The sequence below is a fragment of the Burkholderia sp. BCC1988 genome, from assembly GCF_905339895.1.
Taxonomy (GTDB): Bacteria; Pseudomonadota; Gammaproteobacteria; order Burkholderiales; family Burkholderiaceae; genus Burkholderia.
Map to the genome: position 1 here is coordinate 1 of NZ_CAJPHA010000044.1, position 18,736 is coordinate 18,736.

An 18,736-nucleotide genomic window follows, 5' to 3' on the forward strand; every position below is an offset into this window, starting at 1 on the left:
CGGGCTCCGGCACGGGCGGCCGCGCTGCGCGCCGCTTGTGCTGCAGCGAGCATTCGCTGACAGTAGAACGGCATGAAAAAACGCGCTCCGGGGAGCGCGTTTTTTGTTTCGGCAGAGCGGGTTGCCACCCGCTGGCACCGGCTTACTTCAGGACCGCCGCGACTGCGGTGGCGACCGCGTCGAGATTGCGCGTGTTCAGTGCAGCAACGCAGATCCGGCCGGTGCCGACTGCGTAGATGCCGAACTCTTCGCGCAGGCGATCGACTTGCGCCGAGGTCAGGCCCGAATACGAGAACATCCCGCGCTGCGCGTTGATGAAGCTGAAGTCGCGATCGACGCCGCTCGCCTTCAGGCGCTCGACGAGACCGTTGCGCATCGCGCGGATGCGGTCGCGCATTTCGCCGAGTTCCTGCACCCACGCAGCATGCAGTTCCGGCGACGCGAGCACGGCCGCAACGACGGCGCCGCCATGGGTCGGCGGGTTCGAGTAGTTCGTGCGGATCACGCGCTTCAGTTGCGACAGCACGCGCGTTGCTTCTTCCTTGCTCGACGTGATGATCGACAGCGCGCCGACGCGCTCGCCGTACAGCGAGAACGACTTCGAGAACGACGACGACACGAACGCGTTCAGGTCGGCCGCGGCAAACAGACGCACCGCGGCGGCATCGGCCTCGATGTTCTCGCCGAAGCCCTGGTAAGCGATGTCGAGGAACGGCACGAGGTTGCGTGCCTTGACGACGTCGACCACCTGCTGCCATTGCGCTTCGGTCAGATCCACGCCGGTCGGGTTGTGGCAGCACGCGTGCAGCACGACGATCGTGCCTGCGGCATAGCTGTTCAGCGCCGACAGCATGCCTTCGAAGTTCACGCCGTTGGTTGCGGCGTCGTAGTACGGGTACGCGACGACTTCGAAGCCGGCCGCTTCGAACAGCGCGCGGTGGTTTTCCCAGCTCGGGTCGCTGATCGCCACCTTCACGTTCGGGTTCACGGTGCGCAGGAAATCGGCGCCGATCTTCAGTGCGCCCGTGCCGCCCAGTGCCTGCGCCGTGACCACACGGCCTGCGGCGATCAGCGGCGAATCGTTGCCGAGCAGCAGCTTCTGCACCGCTGCGTCGTACGCGGCGATCCCGTCGATCGGCAGGTAGCCGCGCGGCAGGCCGGCGTCGACACGCGCCTTTTCCGCTTCGCGAACGGCGCGCAGCAGCGGAATCTTGCCTTCTTCGTTCGTGTACACACCGACGCCGAGGTTGACCTTGGTCGGACGCGTATCGGCGTTGAAGGCTTCGTTCAGGCCCAGGATCGGGTCGCGGGGAGCAAGCTGGACAGCGGAGAAGAGCGACATGATGATTCGGCAGTAGTGAAAAGAGGGTCAGGCTTTCAGCCGGCGGGGCGGGCGCAGCGGACCGCGCGCCAACGGGCACGGCGCCGGAAAGCGCAGCAGCCTGACATTGTAGCGAATTCACGCTGCCGGAGGCGGCGATTGCGCGCCGAATTGCGATTTCGGACCGCTGCCGCGCGTCAGGAGCCGTCAGCGGTCCGCAACGCCGCGAAGCGCTAGAATAGTTTTTTTGCCCTCGCTCCGGCCGCACTCCATGTCCGAACATCACGCCGAAGTCGGCGACGCGCTCGACGAATCGAAATTCGTGACCTTCGAAGGGTCGCCGTTCCAGTTGTACCAGCCATACCCGCCCGCAGGCGACCAGCCGACCGCGATCGAAACGCTCGTCGAAGGTGTCGGCGACGGCCTCGCATTCCAGACGCTGCTCGGCGTGACGGGTTCGGGCAAGACCTTCACGATGGCCAACACGATCGCGCGGCTCGGCCGCCCGGCCATCGTGTTCGCGCCGAACAAGACGCTTGCGGCGCAGCTCTACGCGGAGTTCCGCGAGTTCTTCCCGCGCAACGCGGTCGAGTACTTCGTGTCGTACTACGACTATTACCAGCCGGAAGCGTACGTGCCGCAGCGCGACCTGTTCATCGAGAAGGATTCGTCGATCAACGAGCACATCGAGCAGATGCGGCTGTCGGCGACGAAGAGCCTGATGGAGCGCCGCGACGTGGTGATCGTCGCGACGGTGTCGGCGATCTACGGTATCGGCAATCCGTCCGAATACCACCAGATGATCCTGACGCTGCGCACCGGCGACAAGCTCGGCCAGCGCGACGTGATCGCGCGGCTGATCGCGATGCAGTATTCGCGCAACGAACAGGACTTCCAGCGCGGCACGTTCCGTGTGCGCGGCGACACGATCGACATCTTCCCGGCCGAGCATGCGGAGCTGGCCGTGCGCGTCGAGCTGTTCGACGACGAGGTCGAGACGCTGCAGCTGTTCGACCCGCTGACCGGGCGCGTGCGGCAGAAGATCCCGCGCTTCACCGTGTATCCGTCGTCGCACTACGTGACGCCGCGCGACACCGTGATGCGGGCGGTCGAGACGATCAAGGACGAATTGCGCGAGCGCCTCGAGTTCTTCCACCGCGACGGCAAGCTCGTCGAGGCGCAGCGCCTCGAGCAGCGCACGCGTTTCGACCTCGAGATGCTGCAGGAACTCGGCTTCTGCAAGGGCATCGAGAACTACTCGCGGCACTTCTCGGGCGCCGCGCCCGGCGAGCCGCCGCCGACGCTCGTCGACTACCTGCCGCCCGATGCACTGATGCTGCTCGACGAATCGCACGTGCTGATCGGCCAGCTGAACGGCATGTACAACGGCGACCGCGCGCGCAAGGAAAACCTCGTGAACTACGGTTTCCGGTTGCCGTCGGCGCTGGACAACCGGCCGCTGAAGTTCCCCGAGTTCGAGCGCAAGATGCGCCAGGTGGTGTTCGTGTCGGCGACGCCGGCCGACTACGAGCAGCGCGTGACGGGGCAGGTGGCCGAGCAGGTGGTGCGGCCGACCGGGCTCGTCGATCCGGAAATCGAAGTGCGCCCGGCAAGCTCGCAGGTCGACGACGTGCTGACCGAGATCAACGCGCGCGTGAACGCCGGCGAGCGCGTGCTGATCACCGTGCTCACGAAGCGGATGGCCGAACAGCTCACCGAGTTCCTGGCCGACCACGGCGTCAAGGTGCGCTACCTGCACAGCGACATCGACACGGTGGAGCGGGTCGAGATCATCCGCGACCTGCGGCTCGGCACGTTCGACGTGCTGGTCGGGATCAACCTGCTGCGCGAGGGCCTCGACATCCCGGAAGTGTCGCTGGTCGCGATTCTCGATGCGGACAAGGAAGGCTTCTTGCGCGCCGAACGCTCGCTGATCCAGACGATCGGCCGCGCGGCGCGCAACGTGAACGGCAAGGCGATCCTCTATGCCGACAACATGACCGAGTCGATGAAACGCGCGATCGGCGAGACCGAGCGGCGCCGCGCGAAGCAGATCGCGCACAACGAGAAGATGGGCATCACGCCGCGCGGCGTCGTGAAGCGCATCAAGGACATCATCGACGGCGTCTACAACGCCGACGAAGCGCGCGCCGAGCTGAAGGAAGCGCAGCAACGCGCGAAGTTCGAGGACATGTCGGAAAAGCAGATCTCGAAAGAGATCAAGCGTCTCGAAAAGCAGATGGCCGACTACGCGAAGAACCTCGAGTTCGAAAAGGCCGCGGCGACGCGCGACCAGCTTGCGTTGCTGCGTGAACGCGTGTTCGGCGCGAACGTGGGCGACCACGTCAACGGCGGCCGGTAAATCTTTCCAAACGTCACTGAAACCTTCTGGTAACACCGTTGTAAGCCTTGTCGGATCAGGGGTTTACGCGGCGTCTCGTTTGTTCCGGAGCCGGTTCGGTGCTAAACTTCGCAAGTATTGAGAATAGTTCGCATTAACGTTATTCGTTGCGTTAGTGTTTCCAGCGCGCGGACCTGACCGGCGGCGCGCAAGTCACCAGACAAATAACAAGGAGTGTCCATGTTGGGTTCTTCGTTCATCCGCACGTCGGTTGCGGTAGCGGCGGCGCTTGCCGCGATGTCGGCAACGGCAGCCGAATATCCGATCGGCAAGCAGCAGATCCAGGGCGGCATGGAAATCGGCGCGGTGTACCTGCAGCCGATCACGATGGATCCGGAAGGGATGATGCGCAAGGCGTCGGATTCCGACATCCACCTCGAGGCCGACATCCACGCGGTCAAGAACAACCCGACGGGTTTCGCGGAAGGCGACTGGATGCCGTACCTGCAGGTCACGTACAAGCTGACGAAGCAGGGCGACACGAAGTGGAAGGCTGAAGGCGACCTGATGGGCATGGTCGCGAGCGACGGCCCGCACTATGGCGACAACGTGAAGCTGGCCGGCCCGGGCAAGTACCACCTGACGATGACCGTCAAGCCGCCGATGCAGTCGGGCCACATGGCGTTCGGCCGTCACGTCGACAAGGAAACGGGCGTGGGCGCTTGGTTCAAGCCCATCACCCTCGAATACGATTTCCCGTTCGCCGGCATCGGCAAGAAGGGCGGGTACTGATCGGTGGCATCACGGACGGCGCGCTTCGGCGCGCCGTCGGCGTAGAGAACCCAGAATGAAATTTCCCCAGAAAATCGTCGCCGCAGCCGCCGCGCTGTGGCTCGCCGGCGCGGCGCATGCCGCCGATCTGCCGACGTTCAAGCTCGAGATGACGGACGGCAAGCTGAATCCCACCCGTATCGAAGTGCCGGCCGGGCAGCGCTTCAAGATCGAGATCCGGAATACCGGCAAGGGCGCCGCCGAATTCGAGAGCGTGCAGCTGCGCAAGGAAAAGGTGCTTGCGCCGGGCGCCGATTCGTTCGTGGTCGTCGCCCCGCTGTCGCCGGGCGAATACAAGTTTTTCGACGATTTCCACCAGCAGGCACAGGGCGTGATCGTCGCGAAGTAATGCGTTTTATCTGCGTGCGGGCGTACGCGTGCCTTGCCCCGCACGTCAGGAGGATTCAATGGGTCAGATCTTGTTCATCGTCTGGCGGGAGAGCGTCGAAGCGCTGCTCGTCGTCGGCATCCTCTATGCATGGCTGAAGAACGGCGACGACGACGCGCGCCGCGGCCTGCCCTTTCTCTGGACGGGCGTGGCAGTCGGCCTGCTGATGGCCGTCGGTCTCGGCGCCGCGCTCGTCGGCTTTACCGAAGTGCTGTCCGGCGACGCGCAGGACTATTTCCAGACCGCGATGGTGCTGATCGCGTGCGTGCTGATCGTGCAGATGGTGCTGTGGATGCGCCGGCACGGCCGCACGCTGAAGCGCGACATGGAGCAGTCGCTGCAGCAGAGCACGCGCGATTCGAACTGGTGGGGCGTCGCCGTGCTGGTCGCACTCGCGATCGCACGCGAAGGCAGCGAGACGGTGATCTTCCTGTACGGCCTCGGTTTCGGCCAGTCGGGGCACGTGGACGGCGGCCAGATGCTCGCGGTCGTGATCGGCCTCGGCCTCGCGCTCCTCACGTTCTATCTGCTGCAGCTCGGCGGCAAGTTCTTCTCGTGGCGGCATTTCTTCCGTGTCACGGAAGTGATGCTGCTGTTCCTCGGCGCGGGCCTGTTCCAGACCGGCGTCGACAAGCTGATCGACAAGGAAATCCTGCCGCTCGGCATTTCGCAGGTGTGGGACACGTCGGGGATCCTCGATGATTCCGGCACGTTCGGTTCGCTCGTCGCGACGCTGACCGGCTATCGTGCGCATCCGGCGCTGACCAACCTGATCGCCTATGCGGTGTACTGGGCGGTGGTCTGGCTGCTGATGAAGCGCGCGAGCCGTCGTCCGGCCGTTCCTGCAGGCCGCGCGGCATGAGTGTCGTCGCAGCAGCCAAGCCGGGCTGGCTCGCGCAGGCCGGCCAGTGGATGCAGCGCCACGGCGCGGTGATCCGCGGCATCCAGTGGGTCGTCGTCGGCGTCTACGCATTCCTGATCATCGTGCCGGCGGTGTTGCCGCTGCCGGACGATTCCGCGCACCTCTGGAACAATCTCACGCTGATCGCGCAGTTCGTGTTCTGGGGCATCTGGTGGCCGTTCGTGCTGCTGTCGATGGTGATGCTCGGCCGCGTCTGGTGCGGCGTGCTGTGTCCGGAAGGCGCGCTGACCGAATATGCGAGCAAGTTCGGCCGCGGCGGCGCGATTCCGCGCTGGATGCGGTGGGGCGGCTGGCCGTTCGTCGCGTTCGGGCTCACGACGATCTACGGGCAGATGGTGAGCGTGTACCAGTACCCGCTCGCGGTGCTGTTCGTACTCGGCGGCTCGACCGTCGGCGCGATCGTGATCGGCGTGCTGTACGGCCGCGAGAAGCGTGTGTGGTGCAAGTATCTGTGCCCGGTCAATGGCGTGTTCGGGCTGCTCGCGCGGCTCGCGCCGATGCGCTACAAGGTCGACGAGGATGCGTGGCGCCGCTCGTACAAGAACGGCGAGCATGGGCATCGCGTGATTCCGATCAATTGCGCGCCGCTCGTGCCGTTGCGCAACATGAAGGGCGCCGCCGCCTGCCACATGTGCGGCCGCTGCAGCGGGCACCGTGACGCAATTGAGCTGTCGTGGCGCTCGCCGTCCGACGAGGTCGTGAACCTCGGCGCGCAGCAGGCGAGCCCGTGGGACACGGCGCTGATCCTGTACGGCCTGCTCGGCGTCGCGATCGGAGCGTTCCACTGGACCGTGAGCCCGTGGTTCGTGCAGATCAAGCAATGGCTCGCGGGCTGGCTGATCGATCACGACATCACGTGGCCGCTCGAGACCAATGCACCGTGGTTCCTGCTCACGCACTATCCGGATCGCAACGACGTGTTCTCGTGGCTCGACGGCGGGCTGATCGTCAGCTACATCGTCGGCACGGGGCTCGTGTACGGCACCGCGCTGCTCGTGCTGCTGGCTGGCGCGACGCTGATGCTCGGACGCTTCGATCGCACGCGTCTCCATCACCTCGCGCAGGCGCTGATCCCGATCGCAGGAGCCGGCGTGTTCCTCGGGCTGTCTGCGACGACGCTGTCGCTGCTGCGGGCCGAGCACGTGCCGCTCGGCTGGGCAGCCGACGTGCGCATCGCGATTCTGGTCGGCGCGAATGCGTGGAGCGCCTGGCTCGCATGGAAAGTGACCGGGCGCTATGCGGCATGGCCGCGCCGGCTGGCTGCATTCGCGTGGTTCGCGGCAGGCCTGGCCGTGGTCGACAGCGCATGGTGGCTGATGTTCTGGGGTTTCTGATGCGGGATTGAAGGCCTTGCGGCCGGGTTCCGGCGCAACCGGAGAGGGTGGTCCCGCTGCGTGGCTCCGGAACGCGTCGAAGCCGCAGCGCAGACAACCGCGATGCTTTTTCCCTTGCATCCGGACGCCCAAACGAAAAAGCGACACGTCCTTCGACGTGTCGCTTTTTTCTTCCTTGTGCGAGAACCAAAAAAGTGGCTTGGCTTGCTGCAACGGCTGCTTGAGTGTGTTTGCACGAAGGGGTCTAGATCTCGCGTGCAAGCCGTTACGCTGGCTACTGCCCAACACCTCTCAGGGAGGTGGTCCCCACAATACTCTGTCGTTACTTCGTCAGGATCAGTTTGCCGAGCCGCGTGGCACGCAACTGATACGTCTCTCCGTTATGCGCGATGCTGATGTGGCTGTGGCCTTGCAGCAGCGCATCGCTGCTGAGAGTCCGGGTGCCGGCATCGCGGCTACTAGCGGCGGGTTTCGCCGGCGTCGTGACCGCTGCCGTCTTCTGACGGTTGGCGCTTGCGGTGCCGGTCGGGCGGCGCAAGCTCAGCGTAGTCGGGCGCGTGGTGTCGGTCATTCGGTTGATCGGTGACTGTCGATACGATGGAATGAATTCTAAATGATAACTATTCCCATTTACAAAAACTCTTTATCGATCGATATGACGAATTCGATAGCCTGAGTCAAATGGGCGGCCCGCAGGCCGCCGCCGACGTCAGTGGAGCGGGTCGGGGTCCTTGCGCCCCTGAGCGTATTCGCGAATCAGGCGCACGGTGTCGATGTCCGACGTGCGATACGCTTCCTTGACGATGCCATGCGTCTGGCGCGCTTCCTCGCTGTCGTCCGTGACGGTCAGCGTCGTGCGGTATTCGAAGCGCAGGAACAGCTCGTGGTCGTCGCGCTCCTCGATCGTCATCGTCAGCGAGCCGCCGATTTCGCCGCCGGCCGCGTGGATGTCGTAGCGCACTTGCTGGTTCGGGGTGAACGTCACGCGGTCGCGCACGGTCGCATGCCCGTAGTGCAGTTCGCGTTCGAGCGTCGTGTCCGTCCGTTCGTGGACGACACAGCTGTCGAGGCCGATCACGAACAGCTGCGGCTGTTCGGCGCGCAGTACGAGGCCTTCCCAGAGCTGGTCGCGGGTCAGGGACGGCACGGCCGGATCGTCGGAGTTGATCTGGATCAGATGTTCGAAGTTCACGGGGGCGGGTTCCTTCTGGTGGCGGGCAGCCACATGGTTCAAGAAGTCATTGTGACGCAAAACGAGCGGTTTCGCGGCACCTGCGCCCCCGATCGGACGTCACGCTTCGATGCGACCCATGCGGCCGGTCTGGTAGTCGACGACGGCCTGCCGGATCTCTTCCTCGGTATTCATCACGAACGGGCCATAGCGGACGATCGGCTCGTTGAGCGGCACGCCGCCGATCAGCAGCAGGTCGAGCGGCGTATCGCCGGCCTCGAACATTACCGCATCGCCATCGTCACCGTAGACGACCATGTTCCGTGCGTCGACCGGCTGCCTGTCGGGCCCGTAGCGGCCGGCTCCGTCGAGCGGGTAGGCGAACACGCGATACCCTGCCGGCACCGGCTGCGTGATCGTTGCGCCCGGTTGCAGCGTGAAATGCTGGTAGAGGATCGGCGTGCGCGTCTCGATTGCCGCACGCACACCGAACGCTTCGCCGGCGATCACGCGGACTTGCGCGCGGCCGTCCGGCGACGTCGCGCTCGGGATGCGGCCGGCCGGGATCTCCTGGTAGCGCGGTGCGATCAGCTTGTCGCGGCGCGGCAGATTGACCCACAGCTGGAAGCCGTGCGAACGTCCGCCGGCCCGAGCGAACTCGGGATCCGGCATTTCGCTGTGCACGACGCCCGCGCCGGCCGTCATCCACTGCACGTCGCCGGGCCCGAGCGTGCCGGCATGGCCGGCCGAATCGCGATGACGAAAACGCCCGTCGAGCACGTAGGTGACGGTCTCGAAGCCACGATGCGGATGGTCGGGCGCGCCCTTGGCTTCGCCAGGGGCATAGTCGACGGGGCCCATTTCATCGAGCAGCAGGAACGGATCGAAATCCATCAGCAGCCGGGTCGGGAACGGACGGTGAACCACGAAGCCGCCGCCTTCGGTCGTGCGAAGCGCGGGGTACGTGCGGTCAAGCGAGCGAGCGGTCGTCATGCATAAGCCCTCGATAACATCGGAATAGCGTCATTTTTGAAACATAGCGCTATTATATTGGGCGTTTTACCGGCCGATTTGCGGCGGTTCGCAATGGATTGTTCTGAAATTGGAACGATGACATGAACATCGATGCACACAACCTGAACGACCTCATGTACTTTTCGCAGGTCGTCGAACACGGCGGTTTCTCGGCGGCGGAACGCGTGCTGGGCATCTCGAAATCGCGCCTGTCGCGGCGCCTGACCGAACTCGAGGCGGCGCTCGGCGTGCGCCTGCTGCAGCGCTCGACGCGCAAGCTCGCGCTGACCGAGGCGGGGGAACTGTTCTACCAGCATTGCCAGGCGATGCTCGCCGAGGCGCAGGCCGCGATGAACGCCGTGCAGCAGCTGCGCGCGTCGCCGCGCGGCTCGGTGCGCGTGAGCGTCCCCGTTACCCTGTCGCAGACGATGCTGTCGCGCATCCTTCCCGAATTCCTGCACCGCTATCCCGAGGTCAAGGTGCACATCCGCGTGACCAACCGCGTGATCGACCTGTTCGAGGATTCGATCGACGTCGCGTTGCGCGTGCGCTCGGAGCCGCCGCAGAACGCGAACATCGTCGTGCGGCCGCTGTGGCGGACCGAGCAGATGCTGGTCGGCGCGCCGAGCCTGCTGAACCAGAATGCGCCGCCGCTCGTGCCGGACGATCTGGCCCATTTCGAGACGCTCGATACGCCGAGCGTCGACGGGCGGCACGTGTTCAGCCTGATCGCACCGGATGGCACGCGTCATTTGCACGAGCACGATCCGCGGCTCGTGACGGCCGACCTGATGACGATCCGCGAGGCCGTGCTCGACGGCCTCGGCATCGCGGCGCTGCCCGAGATGATGTACGGCAATGCATTGCGCGCGGGGCAGTTGTCGCCGGTGATGCCGGGCTGGACGCTGCCGGTGCCGCAGCTCTACGCGGTGTTCGTGTCGCGGCAGGGGATGCCGCCCGCGGTGCGCGCGTTCGTCGACTATCTGGTCGAGAAGCTCGACCACGGCGAATACAAGCAGCCGGGCTGTCCCGAGCGCGCTAAGAAGGATGCGGCGGCGGCCGATGCTTCGGCCACCTGAATGCAAGATGCGCGGCGTGGCAAATTTGTTTTGTCATTGAAGCGCCGCCTGCAATCGCAAGTTTCAATCGCCGGGACCTTGAATGCATCCGCGGGCAGGCCTATATTGAAATCCCATTTCGCGAAGGAAGTTCTGAGCGGAATCAGGTGGCCGCATATATTGCGAGCCAGATAGGGCAGAACGCGCAGTCCGTGCAGACCACGGTAGCCGCATTTGCGTTGCTCGAGGCGCAACCGATACCGCCGAAGAGCCCGCCGCCCGAAGGCGCCCGCGTGCGCATGAAAAAAGGCCTTCATCTGGCGATGAAGGCCTTTTACTTTGTGCGCGGCCGGCTAGGCGCGGCCGGCTAGGCGCTGCCGGCTAGGTGCGGCCGGCTAGGTGCGGCCGGCTAGGTGTGGCCGGCGAGGCGCGGCCGGCCAAGCGACCGACCGTCGCGTAGCGAAATGCGCGTGCGTTACTTCGCCTTCGCAGTCGGCTCCGTCACGAAGCCGAGCTTCGTCAGGCCGCCGGCCTGCGCATCGGACATCACTTCGGCCACACGTTCATAGGCAACCTTGCGATCGGCACGCAGGTGCAACTCCGGTTGCGGCTGATGCTGTGCCGCTTCCGCGATGTGCGCCTGCAGTTGCTCGCGCGTGACCGTCTGTTCGTTCCACAGGATCGTACCGTTGCCCTGGATCGCGACGTCGACGGTCTGCGGCTTTTCGTCGACGGGCTGGCTGCTCGCGTGCGGCAGGTCGATCTTCACCGCATGCTGCATCGCCGGGATCGTCACGAGGAAAATGATCAGGAGTACGAGCATGACGTCGACGAGCGGCGTCATGTTGATCTCGCTCATCACGCCATCGTCGTCGTCATCGCTGAAGCCGGTGTTCATTGCCATGGTTCACCCCGTCTCAGCTGGCGCGCGAAGCAAGGCGCAGGCCGTCGCGGGGCGACGACGATGCGAGGCGCGCACCCGTCACGAAGTACGCGTGCAGACCGTGCGCGAAGCGGCGCAGCTTGCTGACGACACCCTTGTTCGCGCGGGTCAGTGCGTTGTAGCCGAGCACCGCGGGAATCGCGACGAACAGGCCGAAGGCCGTCATGATCAGCGATTCGCCGACCGGGCCCGCAACCTGGTCGATCGACGTCTGGCCGGTTGCGCCGATTGCCAGCAGCGCGTGGTAGATGCCCCAGACCGTGCCGAACAGGCCGACGAACGGCGCCGTGCTGCCGATCGACGCGAGAATCGCGAGACCGGCCTGCATGCGCGAGATGCCTTCGTCCATCGTGTCCTTCAGGCAGCGCGTGACCCAGTCCGACACGTCCATGCGGTCGTGCAGGTGCGGTTGCGTCTGATGGTGGTGATCGGCGGCTTCCTTGCCCGACAGCGCGAGCGCGAGGAACGGGTTGTCGCTCGGCGTCGATGCGGCGAGGCCGAGTTTCTTGATGCCGTCGTCGAAATCGTCCGAATGCCAGAACGCCTGCTCGGCATTCTTCGTGAGACGGTTCAGGCGAACCACGTTCCAGCCCTTGACGATGATCACGATCCACGACAGGACCGACATCACGAGCAGCGTGATCGCAATGGCGCGCGTGACGAAATCACCTTGCGCCCAGACGTGCGCGATACCGTAGCTTTGCATTTTTGTTTCCTTTGAATCTTCCGAATGAGGCGGGTTAATCGTCGAGCGTGAAGTTGAAGGGCAGCGTATGGGCGGCGCGAATCGCTTGCCCGTTCTCGATGTACGGCGGACAGGTGCTGGCGCGCGTCGCATCGAGCGCGGCTTCGTCGAGACGCGGGTAGCCGCTGCTCTTCTGCAACTGCACGCTTTCGATCTTGCCCGTCACGCCGATGATGAAGTGAACATAAGCCGTGCCCGTTTCGCCGCGGCGGCGCGACATCGACGGATAGGTGGGCTTCACGAAATTGCAGCTGAGTGCCGATACGTTCTTCGGCGCGCTGACCTGCATCGTCTCGCGAGCCGGGCCGGGTGCGGCGGCCGGCGCGGCAGGAGCAGGTGCGGCAGGAGCGGGTGTCGGATCGGCAGCCGCCGGCGCGGGCGTCGGCGACGGGGATTGCGCGACCGGCTGAGGCGTCGGCTTGACCGCCTTCTGCACGGGCTTCGGCTCGACCTTGGGCTTCTCGCGCGGCACGGGCTTCGGCGGTGCGGGCTGCGCGGCCGATTGGACCGCGACCGGTTGAGCGGCAGGCGCAGGCGGGATGAGTTGCGCGGTGATCGACTGGACCTCGATCTCTTTCGGCGGCGGCGCGTTGCGATGGAGCCAGGCGGCCGCCAGCATGATCGCGTGTGCGGCAAGCACACCGACCGCGACGGTGATGACCCGGGGATTCATACGTGGGGCAGCCGGCAGGACGCCGGCAGGAGCGGATTGCGAAGCCTGCATGTTAGCTTGAAAGGACGACGTCGCACCCGGGGCGCGGCGGGTGAATCGGTGTTACTTGCGGAAGATCAGCAGCGAGATGCACACGGTGGTCACAAATCCGATCAGCAATTCCATGACAGGCTCCTTGGCAGGTAAGCCGCTGGCTCGCGCGGAAGATGGCTTGCTGACGGTCGGACATCGAATGCGGCCGCAGCCGCGTGCGTACGCTCGGCGCCGCTCAGGCGGCCTTGCGGTCGTAGAACGTGACCGGGATCGGGTGAGCGTGGTGCTCGACGCCGCACCGGCTCGCGCAGACGCCTTGCTCGGCCATGAGGTCGCGTACGGACTCCTCGCACTTGCCGCAGCACGTGGCCACGCCGAGCTCGAACTGGAGTTCATCGAAGGAACTCACGCCCTCGGCGAGGGACGCGCGAATCTTGCGATCGGAAACAGACTTGCACACGCAGACGATCATGATGAGTTGCGATAGCTAACGTTAATGCGAATTATTATCATTAAATTTGCGGGCGCTGACAAGCCTGGGTTCGGCTTTTTTTAAGGTCATCGGACCCTTGAAATGGAGGATGCGGCGCAGCCGCGGCGGGAGAGGGCGAACCGGCGGTATGCCGGCCCGCTTCAGGCGGTCGCGCAGGCGCGCGCGTTCGGCGAGGAAATGGTGACGGATTCGACCGGAACGTCCAGGCCGAGCAGCGACGACGCGAGCGCGCGCAGTTGCAGGCCGTCGCTCGTCGAGCAGAAGCGCGGCGGCGCGGCACGCGTGCCGGCCGGCGCGCGCAGGCCGCGTTCGTCGAGCACGCGCGTGAGCTGGCGGGCGATCGCGTCGCTCGTGTCGACGATCGTCAGGCGGTCGCCGACAAGGTCACGAATCGTTTCCGTGAAGAACGGGTAGTGCGTGCAGCCGAGCACCAGCGTATCGGCGCCGTCGTCGAGCATCGGCTGCAGGTAACGCTCGAGCAACGCACGCAACGCGGGCGAGTTCGTGTCGCCGCGTTCGATCGCTTCGACGAGCCCGTGGCCGGGCTGGCAGATGAAGCGGCGGCCCGCGCCGTAACGGTCGAGCAGCGCCTGGAAGCGCGGGCTGTTCAGCGTCGATTGCGTGGCGAGCACGCCCGCGATACCGGTCGCGGACACGGCCGCGGCCGGTTTGATGCCCGGCTCGACACCGACGAGCGGTATCGCGAGGCGTTCGCGGATGGCCGCGATCGCCCGCGCCGTTGCCGTGTTGCAGGCGATCACGAGCGCTTTCGCCCCTTCGCGGGCGAGCCACTCGCCGATGGCGAGCGTACGCTCCGTAATGAACGCCTCGTCGCGCGGACCGTACGGTGCATGGTGCGAATCGGCGACGTAGACGAACGACTCGCCGGGCAGGTGCGCGCGCACGGCGCGCAGCACCGACAGGCCGCCGAGCCCGGAATCGAAGATGCCGACGGGGGCGGCGCGGTGGTTCGTCATCGTCATGCGGAAGGCGAGGTGGCGATCGAGGGGGGACGATTACTCGGGCGAACCCATCATCGTCTGCTGGTAGTTCTGCAGGCCGACCTTGCCGATCAGGTCGATCTGCGTTTCCAGCCAGTCGATGTGCTCTTCGGTGTCGTCGAGGATCTTTTCGAAGATCTCGCGCGACACGTAGTCACGCACCGATTCGCAGTAAGCGATCGCTTCCTTGCACGTCGACTGCGAGATCTGCTCGAGCTTCAGGTCGCACTTCAGGATCTCTTCGGTTTCCTCGCCGACCAGCAGCTTGTGCAGATCCTGCAGGTTCGGCAGGCCGTCGAGCATGAACACGCGCTCGATGAGCCAGTCGGCGTGCTTCATTTCGCCGATCGATTCGTCGTATTCGTGCTTGCCGAGCTTGTCGAGGCCCCAGTGCTTGTACATGCGCGCATGCAGGAAGTACTGGTTGATCGCCGTGAGTTCGTTCTTCAGTTGGGCGTTCAGGTATTCGATGACTTTCTTGTCGCCTTGCATGGCTGTTCCTTGTTCAGTGGGGCTTCAGAAACCGAACGATAATCGCTCGAACGGGAAATGCCAAGCCTCGGAGCCTTGCCGGGCCTGCCTTTTGCCGGGAATGAGAATCAGCGTCGAAGCACTGGCCGCGCACAATAATGAGAATGAGAAGTAAAAAGGCCGGATCGTCGTCCGGCCTTTCGTGCGAGTGCGCTTAAGCGGTTGCGACCGGGATCTTGCCGATCTTCGCCTGCCACTCCTTCGGACCAGTCTGGTGCACCGACGTGCCCGACGAGTCGACGGCCACCGTCACCGGCATGTCCTGCACGTCGAATTCGTAGATCGCTTCCATGCCGAGGTCTTCGAACGCGAGCACCTTCGCGCCGCGGATCGCCTTCGACACGAGGTAAGCGGCACCGCCGACCGCCATCAGGTAGGCCGCCTTGTGCTTCTTGATCGCGTCGATCGCGACCGGGCCGCGTTCGGCCTTGCCGACCATCGAGATCAGGCCCGTCTGGGCGAGCATCGTCTCGGTGAACTTGTCCATCCGCGTGGCCGTCGTCGGGCCTGCCGGGCCGACCACTTCGTCACGCACCGGATCGACCGGGCCGACGTAGTAGATCACGCGGTTCGTGAAGTCGACCGGCAGCTTCTCGCCCTTCGCCAGCATGTCGGCGATGCGCTTGTGCGCGGCGTCGCGGCCCGTGAGCATCTTGCCCGACAGCAGCAGCGTCTGGCCCGGCGTCCAGCTCGCGACTTCTTCCGGCGTCAGCGTGTTCAGGTCGACGCGCTTGCTGGTTTCCGTGTTCGGTTCCCACTGGACCTTCGGCCAGGCGTCGAGCGACGGTGCTTCAAGCTTGGCCGGGCCCGAACCGTCGAGCACGAAGTGTGCGTGGCGGGTCGCCGCGCAGTTCGGGATCAGCGCGACCGGCTTCGATGCCGCGTGCGTCGGAGCAGCCATGATCTTCACGTCGAGCACGGTCGCGAGGCCGCCGAGGCCCTGCGCGCCGATGCCGAGCGCGTTGACCTTCTCGTGCAGTTCGACGCGCAGCTCCTCGACCCAGTCCTTCGGGCCGCGCGCGATGATTTCCTGGATGTCGATCGGCTCCATCAGCGATTCCTTCGCCATCAGCATCGCCTTCTCGGCGGTGCCGCCGATGCCGATCCCGAGCATGCCCGGCGGACACCAGCCCGCGCCCATCGTCGGGACCGTCTTCAGCACCCAGTCGACGATCGAATCGGACGGGTTCAGCATCACGAACTTCGACTTGTTCTCCGAGCCGCCGCCCTTCGCCGCGACCTGCACGTCGACCTTGTCGCCCGGCACGATCTCGTAGTGGATCACGGCCGGCGTGTTGTCCTTCGTGTTCTTGCGGGCGCCTTCCGGCGGATTGACGATCGACGCGCGCAGCACGTTGTCCGGGTGCGTGTAACCGCGGCGCACGCCTTCGTTGATCATGTCGGTGAGGCCCATCGTCGCGCCGTCCCAGCGCACGTCCATGCCGACCTTCACGAAGATCGTGACGATGCCGGTGTCCTGGCAGATCGGGCGCTTGCCCTCCGCGCACATGCGGCTGTTCGTGAGGATCTGCGCGATCGCGTCCTTCGCGGCCGGGCTCTCTTCCAGCTCGTACGCGCGGCCGAGGGCCTGGATGTAGTCGAGCGGGTGGTAGTAGCTGATGTACTGCAGCGAATCCGCGATGCTCTGGATCAGGTCTTCCTGTTTGATGACGGTCATGGCTGAGACTCTGTGGGGACTGTGGGGAATACGTTTATGCGTGGACGGCAGGTTCGACCGATTTGCGGGACGCGGCCGGCGCCGGCGCATGCGTCTCGTGGAAATGGGCCGGGTGCGTGTGGGTCGTCAGGCGGTCGACCCACGCCATCACGAGCGCCGACACGAGGAACGACACGTGGATGAGCACCTGCCACATGATCGCGTGCGTCGTGTGCTGATCGGGGTTGATGAAGGTCTTCAGCAGGTGGATCGACGAAATGCTGATCAGCGCCATCGACAGCTTGACCTTCAGCACGCCCGCGTTCACGTGGTCGAGCCACTCGGGCTCGTCGGGATGGCCCTCGATGCCGAGGCGCGACACGAACGTCTCGTAGCCGCCGACGATCACCATGATCAGCAGGTTCGAGATCATCACGACGTCGATCAGGCCGAGCACCGCGAGCATCACGCTGATCTCGTCGAGGCTGGTCGCGTGCGACAGCAGGTGCCAGACTTCCTTCAGGAACAGGAATACATAGACGGCCTGCGCGACGATCAGGCCCAGATAAAGCGGAACCTGGAGCCAGCGGCTCATGAAGATCAGCGCGGGCAGCGGGCGCAGGGGACGACGGGTGGAGCCGGGCGAATGCGGGGCAGACATGATGGTGGTACGGGCGCTGTGCGCAGGTATCGGGGGTAATCTTGAAAAGGCGCGCTATTGTAACGCGTCGGCTGGCGCGACTGCAGCGACGCGCCGGCGCTGCCGGGGACGGATCAGGACGCGGCGGCCGGTACGCGCTTCACGCGCAGGCTCGCGAGCACGATGCCGGTCACGACGCACGCGAGCGCGATGCCGTGCGCGAGCGTCGGGCGCTCACCGAGGAACGCGATGCCGTACGCGGCGGCGGCGACCGGCAGCACCGCGCTGAACACGCCGGCGAGACTGCCCGGCACGTGCCAGATGCCCTTCATCCACAGCCAGAACGAGAAGATGCTGGCCGACAGCCCGTACCAGACGACGAGCGCCCACGTACCGGCCGGCACGCTCGCGTAATCGAAATGCCACAGCGCCGTCGCGCCGAGCGGCAGCATCAGGCACAGGCCGAACAGGTGCGTGTACGCGCAGATGTCGATCGGCGCGAGCGTCTGCGTGAGCCGGCGCGACAGGATCACGTAGATCGATTCGCAGCACACGGCACCGAGGATCAGCAGGTTGCCGGTCAGCGAGCCGGACGACGAGCCGGCGCCGTGCGCGGACGTGCTGCCTGCGCCGCCGTTGGCGAGGTTGATCGTCACGACGCCGGCGATCGCGAGCGCGATCGACACGAGCGCACGGCCGTTCGGTTTTTCCCGCAGGATCAGCCACGCGAACAGCGCGACGATGGCCGGGATCGTGCTCGTGATTACGCCGGCCGCGACCGCGCTCGTGCGCTGCACGCCGTTGAGCATCAGCAGCGTAAACATGAAGGTGCCGAAGAATGCCTGCAGGAACAGGTTCAGCCATTCCGCACGCCGGACCGCGCGCATCTTCACCGGGCTGAACAGCGGCCACAGCACGGCGATCGCGATCACGAAGCGCAGCGTGGCGAGGATGGCGACCGGGACGAAGACGACGATGGATTTACCGATACCGACGTTGCTGCCGACGAACAGCATCGACAGGATGAGGAAGAGGGCGTAGCGATTCAAGCTGGAGTCCGGGGGGCGAGTTCAGTTAGGATTGTAGGGTCGCGTTTGTAACAGCGTAAAGCCGGCTGTCATGCAGCCGACCGCACGGCGGCGCTGGCGTGCGAAACGGTGATGCCGCGTAAGTGACGGGTAAGTTCGAGCGCTTATCGTGGATATCGCCGGGCCGCACGTCCATGTCGCATGACGTGGTGCGGCGCAGCATCGTGCGTAGCCTCCGGGCCGCGCGCGGGTGGGTGGGAGACAGCGGCGCACATGCGCCGGCCAAGACGCGCGGCGCGCATGATCGCGCCGCCATGCAGAGGATTCATGTTCACCAAGGGGTTGTCGATGTCTGCGATTGAATCGGTTCTTCACGAAACCCGTCAGTTTGCGCCGCCCGCGGCGCTCGAGAAGGCGGCCAACATCTCCGGCATGCCGGCCTACCGCGCGCTGGCCGCCGAGGCCGAGCAGGATTACGAAGGCTTCTGGGCGCGTCTCGCGCGCGAAGGCCTCAGCTGGCACAAGCCGTTCACGAAGGTGCTCGACGAGAGCGACGCGCCGTTCTACAAATGGTTCGACGACGGCGAACTCAACGCGTCGTACAACTGCCTT

General features: G+C 65.2%; 20 protein-coding genes. 7 read left to right on the forward strand and 13 right to left on the reverse strand.

All coding sequences use genetic code 11. From position 1 onward, the window contains the following. Positions 1–142 precede the first annotated feature (142 nt). A complete protein-coding gene (locus U4012_RS35060) occupies positions 143–1,342 on the reverse strand; it encodes an amino acid aminotransferase (protein WP_044848989.1) in 1,200 nt (399 codons plus the stop codon). A gap of 250 nt (positions 1,343–1,592) precedes the next feature. Between U4012_RS35060 and uvrB the strand changes: the two genes are divergently transcribed. The 5 genes from uvrB (at position 1,593) to U4012_RS35085 (ending at position 7,137) form a co-directional block, all read left to right on the forward strand. Further along, positions 1,593–3,683 (forward strand): excinuclease ABC subunit UvrB, encoded by a 2,091-nt coding sequence (uvrB, locus tag U4012_RS35065; protein WP_044848990.1) that lies wholly within the window; start codon positions 1,593–1,595, stop codon positions 3,681–3,683. Positions 3,684–3,902: 219 nt separating this feature from the next. Then, positions 3,903–4,454, forward strand: coding sequence for an iron transporter (locus tag U4012_RS35070; protein WP_044848991.1), 552 nt, complete (start codon positions 3,903–3,905; stop codon positions 4,452–4,454). Positions 4,455–4,509: 55 nt separating this feature from the next. Beyond that, positions 4,510–4,842, forward strand: a complete 333-nt coding sequence (locus tag U4012_RS35075; protein ID WP_321804427.1) for a cupredoxin domain-containing protein — start codon at positions 4,510–4,512, stop codon at positions 4,840–4,842. 58 nt (positions 4,843–4,900) lie between these two features. Beyond that, positions 4,901–5,743 (forward strand): FTR1 family iron permease, encoded by an 843-nt coding sequence (locus U4012_RS35080; RefSeq protein ID WP_321804428.1) that lies wholly within the window; start codon positions 4,901–4,903, stop codon positions 5,741–5,743. Beyond that, entirely contained in the window at positions 5,740–7,137 is a 1,398-nt protein-coding gene (locus U4012_RS35085; protein ID WP_321804430.1) for a 4Fe-4S binding protein, read from the forward strand. Before U4012_RS35080 ends, U4012_RS35085 begins: the two co-directional genes overlap by 4 nt. Before the next feature lie 322 nt (positions 7,138–7,459). On the opposite strand, the gene hemP is transcribed toward U4012_RS35085, so the two are convergent. From hemP to U4012_RS35100, 3 genes are all read right to left on the reverse strand, one after another. Further along, a complete protein-coding gene (gene hemP / locus U4012_RS35090; protein WP_044848994.1) occupies positions 7,460–7,708 on the reverse strand; it encodes a hemin uptake protein HemP in 249 nt (82 codons plus the stop codon). A 138-nt stretch (positions 7,709–7,846) separates the two neighbouring features. Continuing rightward, complete coding sequence (locus U4012_RS35095; protein WP_044849005.1) at positions 7,847–8,329, reverse strand: SRPBCC family protein; 483 nt, start codon at positions 8,327–8,329, stop codon at positions 7,847–7,849. Between the two features lie 99 nt (positions 8,330–8,428). Continuing rightward, positions 8,429–9,301, reverse strand: coding sequence for a pirin family protein (locus tag U4012_RS35100; protein WP_321804434.1), 873 nt, complete (start codon positions 9,299–9,301; stop codon positions 8,429–8,431). A gap of 122 nt (positions 9,302–9,423) precedes the next feature. Between U4012_RS35100 and U4012_RS35105 the strand changes: the two genes are divergently transcribed. Further along, positions 9,424–10,401, forward strand: coding sequence for a LysR family transcriptional regulator (locus tag U4012_RS35105; protein ID WP_124489788.1), 978 nt, complete (start codon positions 9,424–9,426; stop codon positions 10,399–10,401). 454 nt (positions 10,402–10,855) lie between these two features. Here U4012_RS35105 and U4012_RS35110 read toward each other — a convergent pair whose 3' ends face one another. The 9 genes from U4012_RS35110 to U4012_RS35150 all read right to left on the reverse strand — a co-directional run bounded on the left by U4012_RS35110 (position 10,856) and on the right by U4012_RS35150 (position 18,145). Beyond that, positions 10,856–11,284 carry an ExbD/TolR family protein gene (locus U4012_RS35110; protein ID WP_044848998.1) on the reverse strand — a complete coding sequence of 143 codons (429 nt, stop codon included), beginning with the start codon at positions 11,282–11,284 and terminating at the stop codon, positions 10,856–10,858. A gap of 13 nt (positions 11,285–11,297) precedes the next feature. Further along, positions 11,298–12,029 carry a MotA/TolQ/ExbB proton channel family protein gene (locus U4012_RS35115; protein ID WP_044848999.1) on the reverse strand — a complete coding sequence of 244 codons (732 nt, stop codon included), beginning with the start codon at positions 12,027–12,029 and terminating at the stop codon, positions 11,298–11,300. A gap of 34 nt (positions 12,030–12,063) precedes the next feature. Continuing rightward, a complete protein-coding gene (locus U4012_RS35120) occupies positions 12,064–12,792 on the reverse strand; it encodes an energy transducer TonB (protein WP_044849000.1) in 729 nt (242 codons plus the stop codon). 217 nt (positions 12,793–13,009) lie between these two features. Then, complete coding sequence (locus U4012_RS35125; protein ID WP_011885486.1) at positions 13,010–13,246, reverse strand: bacterioferritin-associated ferredoxin; 237 nt, start codon at positions 13,244–13,246, stop codon at positions 13,010–13,012. Positions 13,247–13,407: 161 nt separating this feature from the next. Then, entirely contained in the window at positions 13,408–14,244 is an 837-nt protein-coding gene (gene murI, locus U4012_RS35130; protein WP_321804438.1) for a glutamate racemase, read from the reverse strand. Between the two features lie 39 nt (positions 14,245–14,283). Then, positions 14,284–14,760, reverse strand: coding sequence for a bacterioferritin (gene bfr / locus U4012_RS35135; RefSeq protein ID WP_006482753.1), 477 nt, complete (start codon positions 14,758–14,760; stop codon positions 14,284–14,286). Between the two features lie 193 nt (positions 14,761–14,953). Continuing rightward, positions 14,954–16,477, reverse strand: coding sequence for a fumarate hydratase (locus U4012_RS35140; protein WP_006478316.1), 1,524 nt, complete (start codon positions 16,475–16,477; stop codon positions 14,954–14,956). A gap of 34 nt (positions 16,478–16,511) precedes the next feature. Next, positions 16,512–17,117 (reverse strand): TIGR00645 family protein, encoded by a 606-nt coding sequence (locus U4012_RS35145; protein ID WP_321804441.1) that lies wholly within the window; start codon positions 17,115–17,117, stop codon positions 16,512–16,514. A gap of 113 nt (positions 17,118–17,230) precedes the next feature. Further along, positions 17,231–18,145: a DMT family transporter gene (locus U4012_RS35150; RefSeq protein ID WP_321804443.1), complete on the reverse strand. Its 915-nt coding sequence runs from the start codon at positions 18,143–18,145 to the stop codon at positions 17,231–17,233. Between the two features lie 327 nt (positions 18,146–18,472). Here U4012_RS35150 and U4012_RS35155 point away from each other — a divergent pair. Then, positions 18,473–18,736 (forward strand): acetyl-coenzyme A synthetase N-terminal domain-containing protein (locus U4012_RS35155; RefSeq protein WP_321804445.1); only part of this gene is annotated, 264 nt, incomplete at its 3' end.